Annotated in this window: 14 protein-coding genes; 8 read left to right on the top strand and 6 right to left on the bottom strand. The window is 66.4% G+C overall.

Going from position 1 to position 15,394, the window contains the following annotated elements; genetic code table 11:
* From HY699_24460 to HY699_24450, 3 genes are all read left to right on the top strand, one after another.
* A partial coding sequence (locus tag HY699_24460) for a right-handed parallel beta-helix repeat-containing protein (protein ID MBI4518957.1) occupies positions 1-1,835 on the top strand: 1,835 nt, incomplete at its 5' end.
* Positions 1,836-1,900: 65 nt separating this feature from the next.
* Positions 1,901-3,457, top strand: coding sequence for a tetratricopeptide repeat protein (locus HY699_24455; protein ID MBI4518956.1), 1,557 nt, complete (start codon positions 1,901-1,903; stop codon positions 3,455-3,457).
* 14 nt (positions 3,458-3,471) lie between these two features.
* The gene (locus HY699_24450) at positions 3,472-4,419 is read left to right on the top strand and encodes a FecR domain-containing protein (protein ID MBI4518955.1); all 948 of its coding nucleotides are present in this window, start codon (positions 3,472-3,474) and stop codon (positions 4,417-4,419) included.
* An 88-nt stretch (positions 4,420-4,507) separates the two neighbouring features.
* On the opposite strand, the gene HY699_24445 is transcribed toward HY699_24450, so the two are convergent.
* Together HY699_24445 and HY699_24440 are read right to left on the bottom strand one after the other, a co-directional pair.
* Positions 4,508-6,040, bottom strand: a complete 1,533-nt coding sequence (locus HY699_24445) for a GMC family oxidoreductase (GenBank protein MBI4518954.1) — start codon at positions 6,038-6,040, stop codon at positions 4,508-4,510.
* A 9-nt stretch (positions 6,041-6,049) separates the two neighbouring features.
* The gene (locus tag HY699_24440; GenBank protein MBI4518953.1) at positions 6,050-6,670 is read right to left on the bottom strand and encodes a gluconate 2-dehydrogenase subunit 3 family protein; all 621 of its coding nucleotides are present in this window, start codon (positions 6,668-6,670) and stop codon (positions 6,050-6,052) included.
* 215 nt (positions 6,671-6,885) lie between these two features.
* On the opposite strand from HY699_24440, the gene HY699_24435 reads away from it, so the two are divergent.
* The 5 genes from HY699_24435 (at position 6,886) to HY699_24415 (ending at position 11,056) form a co-directional block, all read left to right on the top strand.
* Entirely contained in the window at positions 6,886-7,242 is a 357-nt protein-coding gene (locus HY699_24435) for a zinc ribbon domain-containing protein (protein MBI4518952.1), read from the top strand.
* 207 nt (positions 7,243-7,449) lie between these two features.
* Positions 7,450-9,546, top strand: a complete 2,097-nt coding sequence (locus HY699_24430; protein ID MBI4518951.1) for an ATP-binding domain-containing protein — start codon at positions 7,450-7,452, stop codon at positions 9,544-9,546.
* Positions 9,547-9,552: 6 nt separating this feature from the next.
* Positions 9,553-10,059, top strand: a complete 507-nt coding sequence (locus HY699_24425; GenBank protein MBI4518950.1) for a hypothetical protein — start codon at positions 9,553-9,555, stop codon at positions 10,057-10,059.
* Positions 10,049-10,579 (top strand): VOC family protein, encoded by a 531-nt coding sequence (locus HY699_24420; protein MBI4518949.1) that lies wholly within the window; start codon positions 10,049-10,051, stop codon positions 10,577-10,579. Before HY699_24425 ends, HY699_24420 begins: the two co-directional genes overlap by 11 nt.
* 156 nt (positions 10,580-10,735) lie before the next feature.
* Positions 10,736-11,056 (top strand): hypothetical protein, encoded by a 321-nt coding sequence (locus tag HY699_24415; GenBank protein ID MBI4518948.1) that lies wholly within the window; start codon positions 10,736-10,738, stop codon positions 11,054-11,056.
* A gap of 31 nt (positions 11,057-11,087) precedes the next feature.
* Here the strand turns inward: HY699_24415 and HY699_24410 are convergent, their stop codons facing one another.
* The 4 genes from HY699_24410 to HY699_24395 form a co-directional block, all read right to left on the bottom strand.
* Positions 11,088-12,287 carry an acyl-CoA dehydrogenase family protein gene (locus HY699_24410; GenBank protein ID MBI4518947.1) on the bottom strand — a complete coding sequence of 400 codons (1,200 nt, stop codon included), beginning with the start codon at positions 12,285-12,287 and terminating at the stop codon, positions 11,088-11,090.
* Positions 12,288-12,354: 67 nt separating this feature from the next.
* Positions 12,355-12,708 carry a ferredoxin family protein gene (locus tag HY699_24405; GenBank protein MBI4518946.1) on the bottom strand — a complete coding sequence of 118 codons (354 nt, stop codon included), beginning with the start codon at positions 12,706-12,708 and terminating at the stop codon, positions 12,355-12,357.
* Positions 12,709-12,993: 285 nt separating this feature from the next.
* Positions 12,994-14,580: an ammonium transporter gene (locus HY699_24400; protein MBI4518945.1), complete on the bottom strand. Its 1,587-nt coding sequence runs from the start codon at positions 14,578-14,580 to the stop codon at positions 12,994-12,996.
* Positions 14,581-14,683: 103 nt separating this feature from the next.
* On the bottom strand, positions 14,684-15,022 hold the full coding sequence (locus HY699_24395) for a P-II family nitrogen regulator (protein ID MBI4518944.1): 339 nt from the start codon (positions 15,020-15,022) through the stop codon (positions 14,684-14,686).
* Between the last annotated feature and the right edge of the window lie 372 nt (positions 15,023-15,394).

Genomic DNA, 15,394 nt, shown 5'->3' with positions numbered 1-15,394 from the left:
CGGCTACCCCCGCCGCAACCGAAACGCTGTCCCCAAGCGCAACGCCAACAGTTACCGAAACGCCAGCCCTCCCGCCGACGGAAACGGCGCCGCCGACTGACACGCCGGCGGCAACCGAAACGGCCACCGCGCCTGCGCCCGAGACCGAGACCCCGACGGCAACGCCGACCGATACGCCGACGATCACGCCGACGGAAACCGCGCCGCCGACTGATACGCCGACGCAGACTCCGACCGAGACGGAGACCTCGACACCGACTCAAACACCAACCACAACGGAGACTAGCTCACCAACGGTTACAGCCAGCGAGACGCCGACGACTACGCCGACCGACACCCCAACCGCCTCGGCGACGCCGACCGACACCCCGACTGCGAGCCCGACCGAAACCAGCACTGCCACCCCGACCGTCACCGACACCGCCACACTCACCCCCACCGACACGCCGACGGCATCTCCCACTGCCACCGCGACTGCAACGCCGAGCGCAACTCCGACTGATACCCCGACCCAAACACCTACTCCGACCCTGACCGCGACTGCGACGCCGACGCGAACGGCGACCAACACCCCCACTAGGACTCCGAGCTTCACCCCGTCTCCATCTGTGACACCGACGCGAACCACGGTGGCCTACATCGTCACCACCACGAACGATTCGGGCGCCGGTTCGCTGCGCGCGCGGATCACTTCGGCTAACAGCGACAGCGCACCCAGCTCGATCACTTTTGCCGCCGCTCTGGCCGGCCAAACCATCCAGCTCGCTTCGGCGCTGCCGATTCTGACCGCCGATCAGACCACCATCAACGGCGACATCAACGGCGACCAAGTTCCCGATGTTCGCATCAACGGTACGACCGCCGATCCCGGCTTCGAGATCTCCGGCACCGCGGTCACGATCCGTCACCTGGCAATTACGGCGACCGGCCAGGCGGCGGTGCTGATCGACAGTGGCACCACCGGCGCGACGGTCACGCGCAACTACATCGGCGTTGCCCTCAACGGTACATCGCTGGCGCCGAACCAAGGCAACGGCATCGTCATGCAGGGCGGCGGCCACCTGATTGATAGCAATGTCATTGTCGCCGGTGGCGGCGAAGGGATATTCGTGATCACCAACTCGGCCCCGAGCACCATTCGCGGAAACAAGATCGGCGCCTTGCCGTCGGCAACCGCGGTCTCGGGTAACTTAAGCTCGGGTATCTATGCCTTAGAGGGTTCCCTGACCATCGGCGGAGCCGGCGCCGGCGATGGCAATTTGATCGTCGCTAATGGTGGCCACGGCCTCTTTGTGCTTGGCGGTGGCGTGCTCGAGAACGTAACGATCCAGGGCAACACCATCGGCAGCGCGACCCTCGTTGGCAACGCCTTAGATGGCATCAACATCTCCGGAGCCTTCAACATCAACATCGGTGGGCTCACCGCCGGAACCCCCAACACGATCCTGAACAACACCGGCAGCGGCATCTTGGTTTCGGGTATGGGCAGCGTAGCCGTGCTGATGCGGGCAAACTCCATCGGCAATAACGGCGGCTTGGGTATCGACCGGCAAGACGGTGCGGAATTGCTGGTCAGCCCGCCGGCGTTGGCGATTGCAGGAACGTTGCTGACCGGCACCGGTATCCCCGGAGCCGCGGTCGATATCTTCCGCACCGACACCCCGGCTGACGCCAGCGGCGCGGGAGAAGGTAAGATCTACCGCGGCACGGCCCAGATCGACGGCACCGGTCAGTTCTCCTTCTCGTTGGTGGGCGAGCCGTCCGGCACGTATACCGCCACACAGACCGATGGCGGCAATAATACCAGCGAGTTCGCTGTCAACGTGGCATTCTGAACGGTGGCGGAGCGCGAGACCCTATGACAGGCAGGCGGGTTCGGCAGTGGCTGGTAGGTGGAGCAGTGATCGCTGCCCTGGTCGGCGCGGCGGTTCCGGCCGGCGCCAATTCGCGCTCACAGGCGCTCTACGCCAAAGGCTTGGTCCCCTTCCACAACGGCCGCTGGGACGACGCCTATAAGTTGTTCGATGAAGCGGTGAAGGCGGACGCCAACGACGCAATGGCGCTATACTACCGCGGCCTCACCGCCGCGCGGCGCGGGCAACCGAACCTAGCCATCGCCGACCTGGAACGGGCGGCGCAACTGCGCCCACAAATCACCCACCTGGCTCTAGACCTCGGCATTACTCACTTCGATGCCGGCCAGTACCCCGAGGCGCAGCGTTGGCTCGAACAGGCGTACGGCACCGCCGCGGACCGTTTCGCGGCCGCCTTCTTCTTGGGCCTTACTCACTTCCGCCGCGAGGACTTCGCCAAGGCCCGCGCTTACCTGGCGGAAGCCGAACGCGACCCCGATCTGCGAGCGCAAGCGCACTACTACGCCGGGCTCGCCTTGCTGCGCCAAGGGCACGAGACCGAAGGGCGCGCGGCTTTGCAAAAGGCCGCGCAGGGCCGCCCCGATACCGAGACCGCGCGCGCGGCCCAGGGCTACCTGGGCGCGGCGGCGGAAGTGCGCAAGCCCCCGACCCCGCGGGCCGCCGCCGCCAAGCCTTGGTCGCTCCATGGCAGCGCCGGCGTCGAGTTCGATAGCAACGTGATCCTGGCGCCGTCTGACTCGAGCGTCTCGAGTACCGATACCGGTCAGGATGACGGCCGCGGCATCTTGGGTCTCGGTGGCCGCTATCACCTGCTCGACAGCGATGCGGCCCAAGTCAGCGCTTCGTATGACCTCTCGCAAAGCATTCACATGCAACACACCGGCTTCGACCTCCAGGGCCACCGCGTGCGGTTGCAAGGCGTCACCAGCCAAGGGCCGGTGCAACTGGGCTTGGCCGGGACGTACAACTTCTACGCGCTCAACTACCGCACGTTCTTCCAGGAAGCCCTCTTCACCCCCTGGGTCACCCTGCCCGAGGGCGACGCCGCCAGCACGCAGGTCTACTACACCTTTCGCGGGCGGGACTTCTTTCGCTACCCCTACAACACAGATCGTGACAGCATGGATCACGCGCTCGGGGTCCGGCAGTACAGCCTGCTGGGCGCCCCCGATCGCCTGCTGAGCTTCGGTTATCAGTTCGATTACGATGATCCGTTGAGGGATACCCGCGGCGGGGACGATTTTCAGAACAAGGCCCACCAACTCGAGGTCGCGGTCAGTTCCCCGGTCGCCGACCTCGGCACGGCGCAACTTTCCTACCTCTTTCGGCTCGAGGACTACCAGTTCCCGAATACACGCACCCAGGTCGTGGTGGTGGATCCCATCACCCAGGTGCCGACCGTCGTGTTCGATGGCCTGCGCCGCCACGACAATCAGCACGAGTTCACCGTGGTGTTCTCGCGCGACCTGAGCGAGCACTTGCAGCTGTCGTTGGCCTACCTCGGCGTGCTCAACAACTCGAACATTGCGGACTTCGATTACAGCCGCCACATCTTGTCGGCGGGAGTACGGGTGCAGTACTGATGGCTGGGAAACATATGACACGCGCAGGCAGAGTCTGCGTCGCCATGCTGATGCTGATGGCCGTTTGTGTGGCCGGAGCAAACCCTTGCGCGGCGCAAGGTACCGCCACGGCGGCGGAAGTGGCCACCGTGGCGGCGGTAGTCGGCGGCGCCGAACTCCAGCGTGCCGGCGGAGGCGATTGGCAGCTTGTAGTCGTGGGCAGTGCGCTGTTCGCCGGCGACCGCGTGCGCACCCGCCCCACCAGCCGACTCAAACTCGTGTTCCAAGATGACTCGCTGGTCGACGTCGGACCCGGCACCGAGTTGTTGATCGAGAGCCAGGCTTTTGATCCGGCTACGCGGCAGTATCGCTCAACACTACGGCTGGCCTTCGGCAAGTTGCGGGCGCTGGTGAGCGAATACTACAGCGCGCCGCGCGCGCGCTACGAGATTGAAACTCCCACCGCCGTCGCCGGCGTCCGCGGTACCGAGTTCGTCGTGGTCTACGACCAGACCGCGGAACATACCGATATCGTCGGCATCGATGGCGAAGTACAGGTCGAGGGCACACTCGGCGTCGTCGGTGGCGGCGTGCGCATCGGGCCACGCATGGCCAGTCGCGTGCAGAAGGGCCGCTTTCCGTCGGCACCCCGGCGCATCGACGACGCGCTGTTTCGCCAATACCTCGAAGGCCTCGACATCGTCGGCACCGGCGGGCGCGACAGCTTGGGCAGTGCACATGCCGCGGTCAAGGGCAGCTTGCTCTCGCCCGCCGACAGCGCCGAGGCCGCCGGTGGTGCTGCGCCTAAGACCGAGACCGCGGCCGCTCGATCAGCCCCGGCGGGCCTGGTCGTTGGCGCACCCGACGAACCGGTGGCCGCGCGGCTCTCGCGCGACGTCGCCACCAACACCCAGCCGCTGTTGGAGTACCGCCTCAACCCGCCCGGCCAGGCTCCCACCGGCAAAGTCCGCGTCGGATTCTGAGGCCCAGCCCGTTATTGGCGCGGCCGCGCTGGTATCACTCGGTGGCGCGCAGCTAGTAGTAGCGCGCTACCGGCACCGGCTACTCTATTCAGCTCTTGCTCACCGTCGGCCAATGGTTGGCGATGTGCTGCGCCGTGCGGCAGGCGAAGGCGGCGACCGTGAGTTGCGGCGGCACGCCGATGGCGGTGGGAAAGACGCTGGCGTCGGCGACGAACAGGCCGCGGATTTCGTGCGCTTCGCCCAGTTGGTTGACCACCGAGCGGCGCGGCTCCGTGCCCATGCGCAGCGAGCCTTGCGGGTGGAAGGAGAGCAACAGCGGATCGTTGGCGCGCACCGGGTGATCGTCGATCGGGCGGTAGTCGCCACGGCGAGTGATTTCGACCAACTCAGTGAAAGGCAGGATCACCCGTTCGGCCCCGGCGGCACAATAGACGTCGGCGAGCCGGCGCATGCCCTCCGCCAGCGCGGCGCGGTCTTCGTCGCTGAGCTGGTAATTGACCGTTGCCCCGCCGCTGTTGTCGAGTTCGACGTTGCCACTCGAGCGATCGTGCAGCATCACCGCCGCCAAGCCCAGGCGGGGGTAGAGTTCGAGTAGCTGCCGGTGCGCCGCGCCGAAGCCGGGTAGCAGTGTCGCCAGCGCCAGCGGGTGCACCGCCAGCGGTGTGATGAGAAAACCGCCGCCGGCGGCGCCGTTCTGTTGAAAGAATTCGTCGATCACTATGCTTTGGGGAATTCCCCGCCACGCGGCCACCTCTTCGGCGAAGACGCCGGCCATCACCACCTGCGGGTGCAGGTGTAAGGCGCGGCCCACTTGCCGCTGCGTGTTGGGCAGCCCACTGCGCAGCCACAAGTGCGGCGAGCCGATGGCGCCCGCCGCCAACACCACCACCTTGGCTTGCACCGTCAGCACTGCCGGTACCCTGGCGGTACGGCCGAAGGTCGCGCTGACGCCGGAGACTCGGCCGTGTGCCGTCGTGATCGCCTCGACCCGGCAGTCGGGCACGATGATGGCGCCCTGCTGTGAGGCCAGGCGCAGATGCGTGGTCAGCGCATCGGTCTTGCGGTCGTAAGCGCAGCCCAACGCGCAGTAGCCGCAGCCGAGACAATCGACGCGGTTGTGAGCGATGCGCACGCTGTGATAGCCGAGCCGCTCGGCCCCGGCCTGCAGCAGCTGATTGTTCTTGTTGACCTGCTCCGGGCTGAGCTGGCTCACCTGCAGAGCATCTTCGACTTGGCGGTAGTAGCGCACCATGTCATCGGGCCCGACGCCCGGGATCGCCAGCCCATCGCGCCAGTGTTCGAGCACTGCCCGCGGCGGCCGCGCGCAGACGCAGAGGCTGGTCACCGTCGAGCCGCCCAGCGCCCGTCCCTGCGCGATCCAGGCGGTCGATTCGGTGGTCGCCTGCACCCCGGCGTCACCGTACAGCCGCGGATACATCTGCTCTTCACGTTGTGTGAAGTCACGACTGGTGTGATAGCCGCCGGCCTCGACAACGACGACCGAGCGGCCGGCGCCGGCCAGCTCTTTGGCAGCCACCGCGCCGCCCGCCCCCGAGCCGACAACGCAGACGTCGGTGCTCAGGGTGACGTCGCGATCAACGCTGGTGGTGTCGAGAATCACAGGGCGCCATCAACGCTGACGCGGCACGGCCGCGAGCGGCACTGCCGCTTCGGGTTCGGGCGGTGAAGCGGCCGCGACTCGGCCGAGCCATGGGCCCTCGTAGGCCAGCGCCGCCCAGCTCTCGGGCTGCGGGTAGAAGCCGGCGGCGGCCAGGGCCTTGAGCGAACGAAACGCCACGCGGCGCGCGCCGAGGGTGCTGCGCATCCAGCCTTCGAGATAGCGGTCCTTGTCTTCGTCGGAGAGTAAGGTGAAGCGCTTGCGTTGCAGGTCGAACAGGTAGGTCCCGTGCTCGAAGACGCGCAGCATGACGCGCAGCTGCTTTTGCGCCTCGGCGTCCCAAGTCGCCACCCAGGGGTCGACGCGCGCGGCTACATCGATCTGATCTTCTCCCGGGCCGACGCCGCTGCCGGCGCCCAGCAACCGCGCGGCCGCCTGGTTGACCACGGCGTACTCCTTGGCGGTGAAGAAGGTCAACCGGCCGGCGGGTTTGGGATACCCGCGGCAACCCGCCGGCAGCAGTGCTCCAAAACCCAACAACGCCACGCCCGCCGCGCTGCTGCGCAGAAAGCGGCGGCGCTCCAGCGGGGCAGCGAACAATCCGGCCAGCTCTGTACGCGGGTCGTCAATCATGGCAGCGGCGGGACACTATGAGCCCACCGCACCCCTGTCAAGATTGAGCGCCGGTGCTGGCGCCGCCGCCCGCCATTTGGTAACCGGTGCCGAGAAGGGCGCCGACACAACACGCCCGGGAACTCGAAGACGAGTGGCGGAATGCTCTGTGATCTCTGCGCCTCTGGGTTTGGCGTTTTTCGATCAAGGTTAGTTGCAGACAGCGGAGTTGCACCATGCCGATCTACGAATACTGCTGCCGCAAGTGCGGCAGGCGCTTCAGCGTATTGACCTTGCGCGTCAGCGAAACCCCCAAGCCCGAGTGCAGCGGCTGCGGCAGCACCAGTGCCCGGCGTCTGTTGTCACGCTTCGCCCTGCCCAAGTCGGAAGACGCCCGCCTGGAGTCGATGGCCGATCCGAGCAAGCTCGGCGGCATTGACGAGAACGACCCCAAGAGCGTCGCCCGCTGGATGCGCAAGATGGGCAAAGAGATGGGCGACGAGTTCGGCGGCGAGGATTTAGACTCCGTGGTGGACGAGATGGAGTCCGGCGACGGCGGCGACGACGAGTCAGCCAGCGGTGACGGCGATTAGCTGTCGAGCCGCACTCGCCCGGCAAGTCCCAGGTCCGCGAGCGCCTGGCGCGGTTAGCTCACCAAGTTCGCGTAACGCCAGCCTCGATCGTCTCTCGGGCTCAGTGCCGAGGACGCACGAGGCCCTCCAGGTTTCGGGCTACGGGGCAGGCCTGGGCGGGCCTATCCGGCTGTACCAGCGCAGCCGAACGGGTTAAGATTCGGCCGCGTGACCCATCCAATTGTCGTCGATGAGCTGCGGTTGCTGGAGCAGGTGACCAGCCTGCTCCACGAGTCGCCGATCGCCAGCGCGCCGTCGGAAGCTTCGGTGGTGGAGGACCTCGAGCGCCTGCGGGAGATGATGCACGGGGGCGAGAAGACCGAAGATCAGCCGGCACTGACGCAGCAATGGAATCGCCAACTAGCCCTGTTGGATCAACTGCGCGCGGCGCGGCAAGCACCCCAAGTCAGCCATGACAGCCCGTACTTCGCTCACCTCCGCCTGCGCGAAAGCGGGCATGAACGCGACATCCTGCTGGGCAAGGCCACGCGGCTGCAGCGCGGGGTGCACATCGTCGATTGGCGCAATGCGCCGATCTCGCGCATCTTTTACCGCTACCAGCAGGGCGACTCGTACGAGGAGGAAATCAACGGGCGCGAACTCAGCGGCGAGGTGGTAGCCCGCCGCAGCGTCACCATTCGCCATCGTAGCCTCAAGCGCATCGACGCTCCGGAAGGTATCTTCTACAGCGATTCCGAGACGCCCGGCGGCTGGCGGCAAGTACAAGTCGAGCCGCCGCGTCTGGCCGGTGGCGAAGGGGCGGCGCTGCGCGCGCATGGGGCCGGCGCCGGCAGCCGCCGCCGCTTGGGCGGGGATGTGCACGGCCCGCGCCTGCGCGCCGACAAGCATCTGCCGGACATCGCCGGCCTGATCGACCCGCAGCAGTTCGCGCTGATCACGCGGCCAGCGGGCGGCTTCGTGGTCGTGCGCGGCACCGCGGGCTCGGGCAAGACCACGGTGGCGCTCCATCGCATCGCCTACCTGGCGTATGACGACCCCGCCATCAATTCTGCTCAAACCCTGGTCGTGGTGTTCTCGCCCGCTCTGCGCAACTACGTCAGCCACGTGCTGCCGGCGCTGGGCGTGGGCCAGGTGCAGGTGCGCGCTTTCCATCAATGGGCCACGGAGCAAACGCGGCGGCTGTTTCCGCAATTGCCCCGGCGCACGCGCGAAGATACTCCCGCGGCGGTGCATCGGTTGAAGCTTCACCCCGCCCTGCTGCTGGCCTTACAACGGCACGCCGGCCGCGTTGCCGGTGCGCCCACGCCGGCACAGGTGATCGACGACTGGGCCAGTGTCTTGAACCAGGCCGATTTGCTGGAAGAAGTCTTCGCCGAGGTAGCACCGGGGGCGTTTCGCGCCGAGGAGCTGCGCCGTGCCGTTGGCTGGAATCGCGATCGCTACGAAGAACTCAGCGCTTGGATGGAGGGTGACCGTAGCGTGCAGGCTGAACTGGATGCCGAAGACGACGCACTGCTGTTGCGCGCCTGGCAACTGCGCGTTGGCCCCGTCCCGGCGCACGGCACCCGCCCGCTACGCTACCGCCACATTGCCATCGACGAGGTCCAGGATTTCTCGCCGCTGGAGGTGCAAGTGTTGCTTGGCTGCCTGGATGAGCGTCAGAGCATTACGCTGGCGGGCGACACCCAACAGCATCTGCTGCCGGACGCCGGTTTCACCTCCTGGCCCGATTTCTTCCGCCAACTGGGTCTGGAGGGCAGCGAGATCAACACCCTGGAAATCAGCTACCGCTGCTCCCGTGAGATTGCCGACTTCGCCATGGCGGTGCTGGGCGACTTGCGCGAAGACGACCGGCCGCCGCCGACAACGCGCTCGGGCCCCCCGGTCGAGCTGTTCCGTTTCACCGACCACGGCGGCTGTGTCGCCTTCCTGGCCGATGCGCTCAAGGAGCTGTGCGGCAAGGAGCGCCTGGCGTCGGTGGCGGTGCTTACCCCGGCGCGCGAGCTGAGCGGCATGTACTATCGGGGTCTGCTCAACGGCGAGGTGCCGCGGCTGCGCCAAGTCGAGCACCAGAACTTCACCTTCGCCCCGGGTGTCGAAGTCACCGAGATCGAGCAGGTGAAAGGCTTGGAATTCGACTACGTCATCCTCATCGAGGTCAGCGCCAGGCATTTTCCACCGCTGCCGTCGGCGCGCCGGCTGCTGCACGTCGGCGCCACCCGTGCCGTGCATCAGCTCTGGCTCACCTGTGTCGGCACGCCGTCACCGCTTGTAAGCGATCAAGTAGCCGCGCGGGGCGACTGACCCGAGATGATTCGGCACGAAGACGATCGCCGGCTGATCGCCGCGGCGCAGGCAGACCCCGCCGCCTTTCGCGCCATTGTCGAGCTCTACTACGACCCGGTGTTTCGCTGTTGTGCGCTGCGCACCGGCGATGCCGGCGCGGCCACAGCTTGGGCCGCGGCCGTGTTCGCCCGGGCCCAGACCGAGGTGCAGCGGTATCGCTGGGACGGGCGGCCGTTGCTGGCCTGGTTGTTCTCCCAGGCGCGCGCGTTAGCAGCCCCACAACCGCAGCCGCCGGAGGCTGAGACCGCCGCGGCGCGGGCTGACCTAGCCCGCGCATGTGTGGAAGCCCGCCGGCTGCTTGGCCGCGTCGACGCCGCGACGGCCGAAGCCTTGGTGCTCTACTTCACCACCGGCTACTCGTTCGAGGAAATCGCCACACTCCACGACAGCTCGCCCGAGTCGGCCAAAATCCGGATCTATCGCGCTGTCGTCAAAGCGTGCCGGGCAAGCGCAGGCGACGATGAAGGGTGACGAGACCCGCGCCGAGTGGCTGGCCGCCATGCTCGACGGCGGCCCGGTCGCCGAGGCCATCGAACCGCTGGCGCCGGCCGTGCGACGCTTGCGTGAGTTGCTCGATCGGCTGGCACCCGACCCCGCCGGCGTAGCGGCACTGGCGCTGAGCCTGTCGCAGAAGCCAGCGCCCGCCACCCAGCCGCCGGCGCTAGCGCTCGTCCGTCTCACGATTGGTGTGCACGACCTGGAGGCGGCGCTGGCGTTCTATCGCGACGGATTGGGCCTGTCGGTGTGCGCGGCCACCACGTCGGCTTGCGACCTTGATGCCGGCGGTGCTCACCTGACGCTGCAACGCACGGCGCGCCGGCCGCGCGGCGGTGATCTGCGGCTGGAGTTTCACACCGACGACCTCGACCGCACCGTCAAGGCCTTGCGCCAGCGCGGCATCCCGCTGGATGTGAAGATCGACCGCGAGCGTGGTCGCCACGCCGAACTGCGCGACCCGGACGGAAACCTGCTGCTACTCTTCGCCCGCTGAAGAACCCGGCGCACGAACGGGGCGGCCCCCAAGATATTGGTCGTAAGGCATACCACCCAGCTCGTCTCAGGTGATTTGCGGATACTGCGGGCCGGCCGATTGCGGTACCGAGTGGCTGCAACGGGCCGTGAGTGACCGGCACGGAGGAGGTTTACGGTGTTTGCCATGGTTCCGATCAACGCAGTCACGACGCGGCGCGCCGGCGGGGAGCGGCGGCTGTTCATGGCGATCTTGGAGGACGCGATCTGTCGTATCCGGAAAGAAGCCCTGGCGGCGCGCCGGCCTTTATCTTGCCGTCGTGCACAGGAGGACCTGAATTGGCTACTCAGCGATAGCCTCAGCTGGCCTTGTTCCTTTCTGAACGTGTGCGCCCATCTCGGTTTGGAACCCGATTGGGTGCGCCGCCAGGTGCTGGCCGATCTGCGCTCGCCGGGCCCTTTGCGCTGGACGCCCCGCCCGCGCTCGTTGTCGAACTAGCTGGCGGCGCGGCGCCGGTTCGCCAGCCCCGTCAGCGGCGGATCAACTCCGGGGCTCGGCAAAGATCTTTGGTGATGTTTTTCTGGTGAGCTTCGAGTGTGCCGCCGCCGATCTCCAGCAGCTTGGCGTCGCGCCACAGGCGCTCCACCACGTATTCGCCCATGTAGCCATAGCCACCCAGGACCTGGATAGCGCGATCGGCGATCTCCTTGCCGATGCGAGCGGCGAACAGCTTGGCGCCGTCGGCATCCACGCGGTTGCCATACGAATCGAGGTCGAGCCGGCGCGCGGTATCGTACACGTAGCAACGTGCGGCTTTGTACTCGGCATAGGAATCGGCGATCAGGCGCTGAATCTGGCCGTGCTCGCGGATCGGCACGCCGAAGGTCTTGCGTTGATTGGCGTAGTCAACCATCACTTCGAGGCAGCGCTGGGCGATCCCCAGCGACATTGCCGCCAAGGTCAGGCGCTCGATTTCGAGATTGCGCATCATGTGGCGCGTGCTGTCGCCTTCGGCGCCGAGCAGGTTGGCGACCGGAACCATACAGCTGTCGAACACCAACTCCGCGGTCATCGACGCCCGGACGCCGAGCTTATCGGTGAGCTTTTGACCCAAGGTAAAGCCGGCGAATCCCTTTTCCACCAAGAAAGTGCTCAGCGCCCGCTCGCCGGTCTTGGCGTATACCAGGAAGACGTCGCCCAGGGTCGATTGGTCCAGCGCGCCATTGGTGATGAAGATCTTGCGGCCGTTGAGTACGTAGTGGTCACCCTGGCGCCGGGCCGTCGTCCGCATGCCCAGCACGTCGGTACCCGCCTCCGGCTCGGTCATGCACATGCCGCCGATCCATTCGCCGGAGATGACCTTGGGCAACACGCGGGCGCGTAGCGCCTCGCCGGCATTGCGGCAGAAGTTGTTCACAAACAGGATGCTGTGGGCCAGGTAAGCGAGGCAAAAACCGGGATCGGCGGTGCTGAGCGCTTCGTGGACGATGACGGCCGCCACGGCATCGAGCCCGGCGCCACCGTACTGCTGCGGTATCGTGAGGCCGAGCAGCCCCAGTTCACCGGCACGGCGAAAGAGCGCGAGGTTGAAGCGTTCATCGCGGTTGTACGCCGCCGCCTGCGGCGCGACTTCGCTGGCCACGAAGTCGGCCATGGTCTGGGCGAGCAGTCGATGCTCGTCGGTTGGGGCGAACAGGTCCACCCCGCGCCAGCTTTCGGAAGATGCCATAATTGATACGCTTTCGAATTAGGTTGCCACCGGCGCAACACCGGCCGGCCGATGAGCACGGCGGCGCTTATCCGCCCCAGCCCCACTTGCTCTTGTTAGCGGCGATCTCGTCCGCGGAGGGCTTGGGCTTCTCGACATGCTTGGCCACCTCGAAGTCGCCGGCGTTCTCCATGATCTTGTAGTTCAGCGCGATGTCGTCGTGGAACACCGGCGGTACGCCGGCTTCCTCGAAGATGGCCTGCCAGGGGCATTCCGGCTCGCAGGCGCCACAGTCGATGCATTCATCGGGATGAATGTAGAGCTGGTTCGGAAAGGTTGCGGCGTCGTTGCCTTTGTAGAGGTAGATACAATCCACCGGGCAAACCGCGACGCACGCGGTATCGACACAGTCAACACAAAGCCGGGTGATGATGTACGCCATGGGTCCTCCTTCAGCCGCAATCGGCCGGTGCTGCCCTGCCGGTGGCCATGCTGGCGGGCCGCCCGTCCTTCGGTGATCCGCTCTATATCACCACCCGAGCTTCTTGCCAGATGGCCGGCGCGCCGCGCAAGATCGGCGGAATGACGGCAGCCCGGCGGTGTCAGACCACCCAAGGACGGCGGGGCGACCCCGCGCGTGATGCAACACGACGCCAGGGCGGCCCCGCCAGCCGGCCACGGTTAAAGGGGGGGGACCGTGGCCGACTCTCTCTCTGCTCACCCGCGCTTACACGGCCCGCAAGATGGAGCCGGCGGGCTCATAGCTGGCGACGTTGAAGTCGGGATAAGCCAGGGTGCCGACCTCGGGTAAGTCGAGACCCTCGATCTCCGTTTCTTCGCTCACACGGATGCCCCAGATCGCGTCGCAGACGCTGAAGAAGGCGTAGAAGGCGCCGAAGACAAACACGACGCAGGTGACGGCACCAATACCCTGCGCTACCAGTTGCGATGCATCACCGTACAGCAGGCCGCGCACCGGCCCCGACACGCCGTTCCAACCGTCGCCATAGGTGCCGTCGGCAAAGATCCCCAAGCTCAGCACGCCCCAGATGCCGTTGACGCCGTGGACGGAGATCGCGCCCACGGGATCATCGATGCGCAGCCTCTGATCGATGAACAGCACCGCCAGACACACCAGCAGGCCGGCTATGCCGCCGATGACGAAGGCACTGACACTTGTGACAAACGCACACGGAGCGGTAATCGCCACCAACCCCGCCAGCATCCCGTTGGCGGTCATGCTGGGGTCAGGCTTGCCGGTGGTCCGCCACATGTACGCCATCGCCACCAGCGCGCCGCTGGCCGAAGCCAGCATGGTGTTCACCGCTACCACCGAGATGCGCAGGTCGGTGCCGGCCAATGTGCTGCCGGCATTGAAGCCGAACCAGCCGAAGGCCAGGACGAAGGTGCCGAGCAAGGCCATTGGAAGGTCGTGGCCGGGGATCGCCGTCGCCTTGCCGTCGCGGGTGTACTTGCCGATGCGCGGCCCGAGCACCAGCGCGCCGGCCAAGGCGGCCGCGCCGCCCACCGCGTGCACGACCGAGCTGCCGGCGAAATCGACGTGACCGTGGCCGAGTCCGAAGTTCTTCCCCAACGTGGCCAGCCAACCGCCGCCCCACACCCAGTTGGCGAACAATGGGTAGACCAACATCGACATGAAGAAGGCGAAGACGCAGAAGTTACCGAACTTCCAGCGCTCGGCCATCGAGCCTGTCGGTATGGTGGCCGCCGTGTCCATGAACACCATCTGAAACAGGAACAGGGCGAAGACGCCGACATCATAGGAGTCGCCGCTCAAGAAGAACCCCTTGGTACCGAACAAGCCGAAATCCTTGCCGAACAAACTGATGGTGAACTCGGAATCCAGCGGTGCCGTGCCCCCGAGCGCCGCCACCGCCCCGACGCCGCCCATTTGCAGCGCGTAGCCGCAGACCCAGTAGCCGGTCATGCCGATGACGTAGACGACGAAGTTCATCGTCATCGTCTCGGCGGCGTTCTTGGCCCGCGTAAAACCGGTCTCCACGAGCGCGAACCCGGCCTGCATGAACATGACGAGAAAGCCGGCGAACAGCGTCCAGATGAAGTTGATGGCGATCTTGTTGTGGCCGGCGGTGGCGGCCACTTCATCTAGCGTCGGTCTGCCGGCGGCGACCGCGCCCACGTCGGCGATCCCGCCGGTTGCCGCGCCGCCCGGATCACTCGCCGCCACTGCCAACTGCGCCACGGCGACGAGCCCGATAAGTACCGCCGCCGCCACCGTGGCCTGCGGCCTCCTCCGTCCTCCCGCTTCAGCGGTTTCCACTTGTCTCGTCATGATGTCCTCCTTCCGCGCCCTCCGGCATTTCCGCAATCCGTCCCGCAGCGGTTTGCGGACGGCTGGCGATCTGCGGCCTTGCGGCCATTCCCCCGGCGGGCCTCTAGATCGCGTGCGGCCCGCGTTCGCCGGTACGAATGCGAATGGCGTCGCCGACCGGTACCACGAAGATCTTGCCGTCGCCGATGCCGCCGGTGCGGGCAGTGCCTTCGATGATTGCGGCGACCCGCGCCGTGTTCTCCTCGCTGACCAAGACTTCGATCTTGATCTTCGGCAAGAAATCCACGACGTACTCCGCGCCGCGATACAACTCGCTGTGACCACGCTGGCGGCCGAAGCCCTTCACCTCCGAGATGGTCATGCCTCGCACCCCTTCGCGGGTAAGGGCTTCCTTCACCTCGTCGAGCTTGAACGGCTTGATGATCGCTTCGATCTTGTTCATCACGCCTCCTCGCAGCTGCCACGGGGTACAGGAGCAACCGCGGTGCCAGCGTGGCGCGCGAGTGCGCGGCAGATCAGGCGCTGGCCGCACTGTGACTGCTGCCCGAGCCGCAGGCAGTACTGCTCAGCAAGCGGGCATCGGCTGCCGAAATTGCGGGCCACAAGTCGTCGAGCCCCGGGAGTGGAGCTTCGCGACATAAGTGCGGTTCGAGCGCTACAATTGTCTCGCGCCTGAACACGTCGAAGTCGCTGAGCTTGGTGCTGACGGGAGATCAAGGTCAACGACGACTGCTACGAGGGCGAAGGCCCCGCTCACATCCGGATCAGTGACTCCAGCCACGAAATGCGCTCACGTCGGCGGCGCCAGAAGAGG

The sequence above is a fragment of the Deltaproteobacteria bacterium genome, assembly GCA_016210005.1.
Classification (GTDB): domain Bacteria; phylum Desulfobacterota; class Binatia; order HRBIN30; family JACQVA1; genus JACQVA1.
This window is presented reverse-complemented; position numbering and strand designations above follow the sequence as displayed.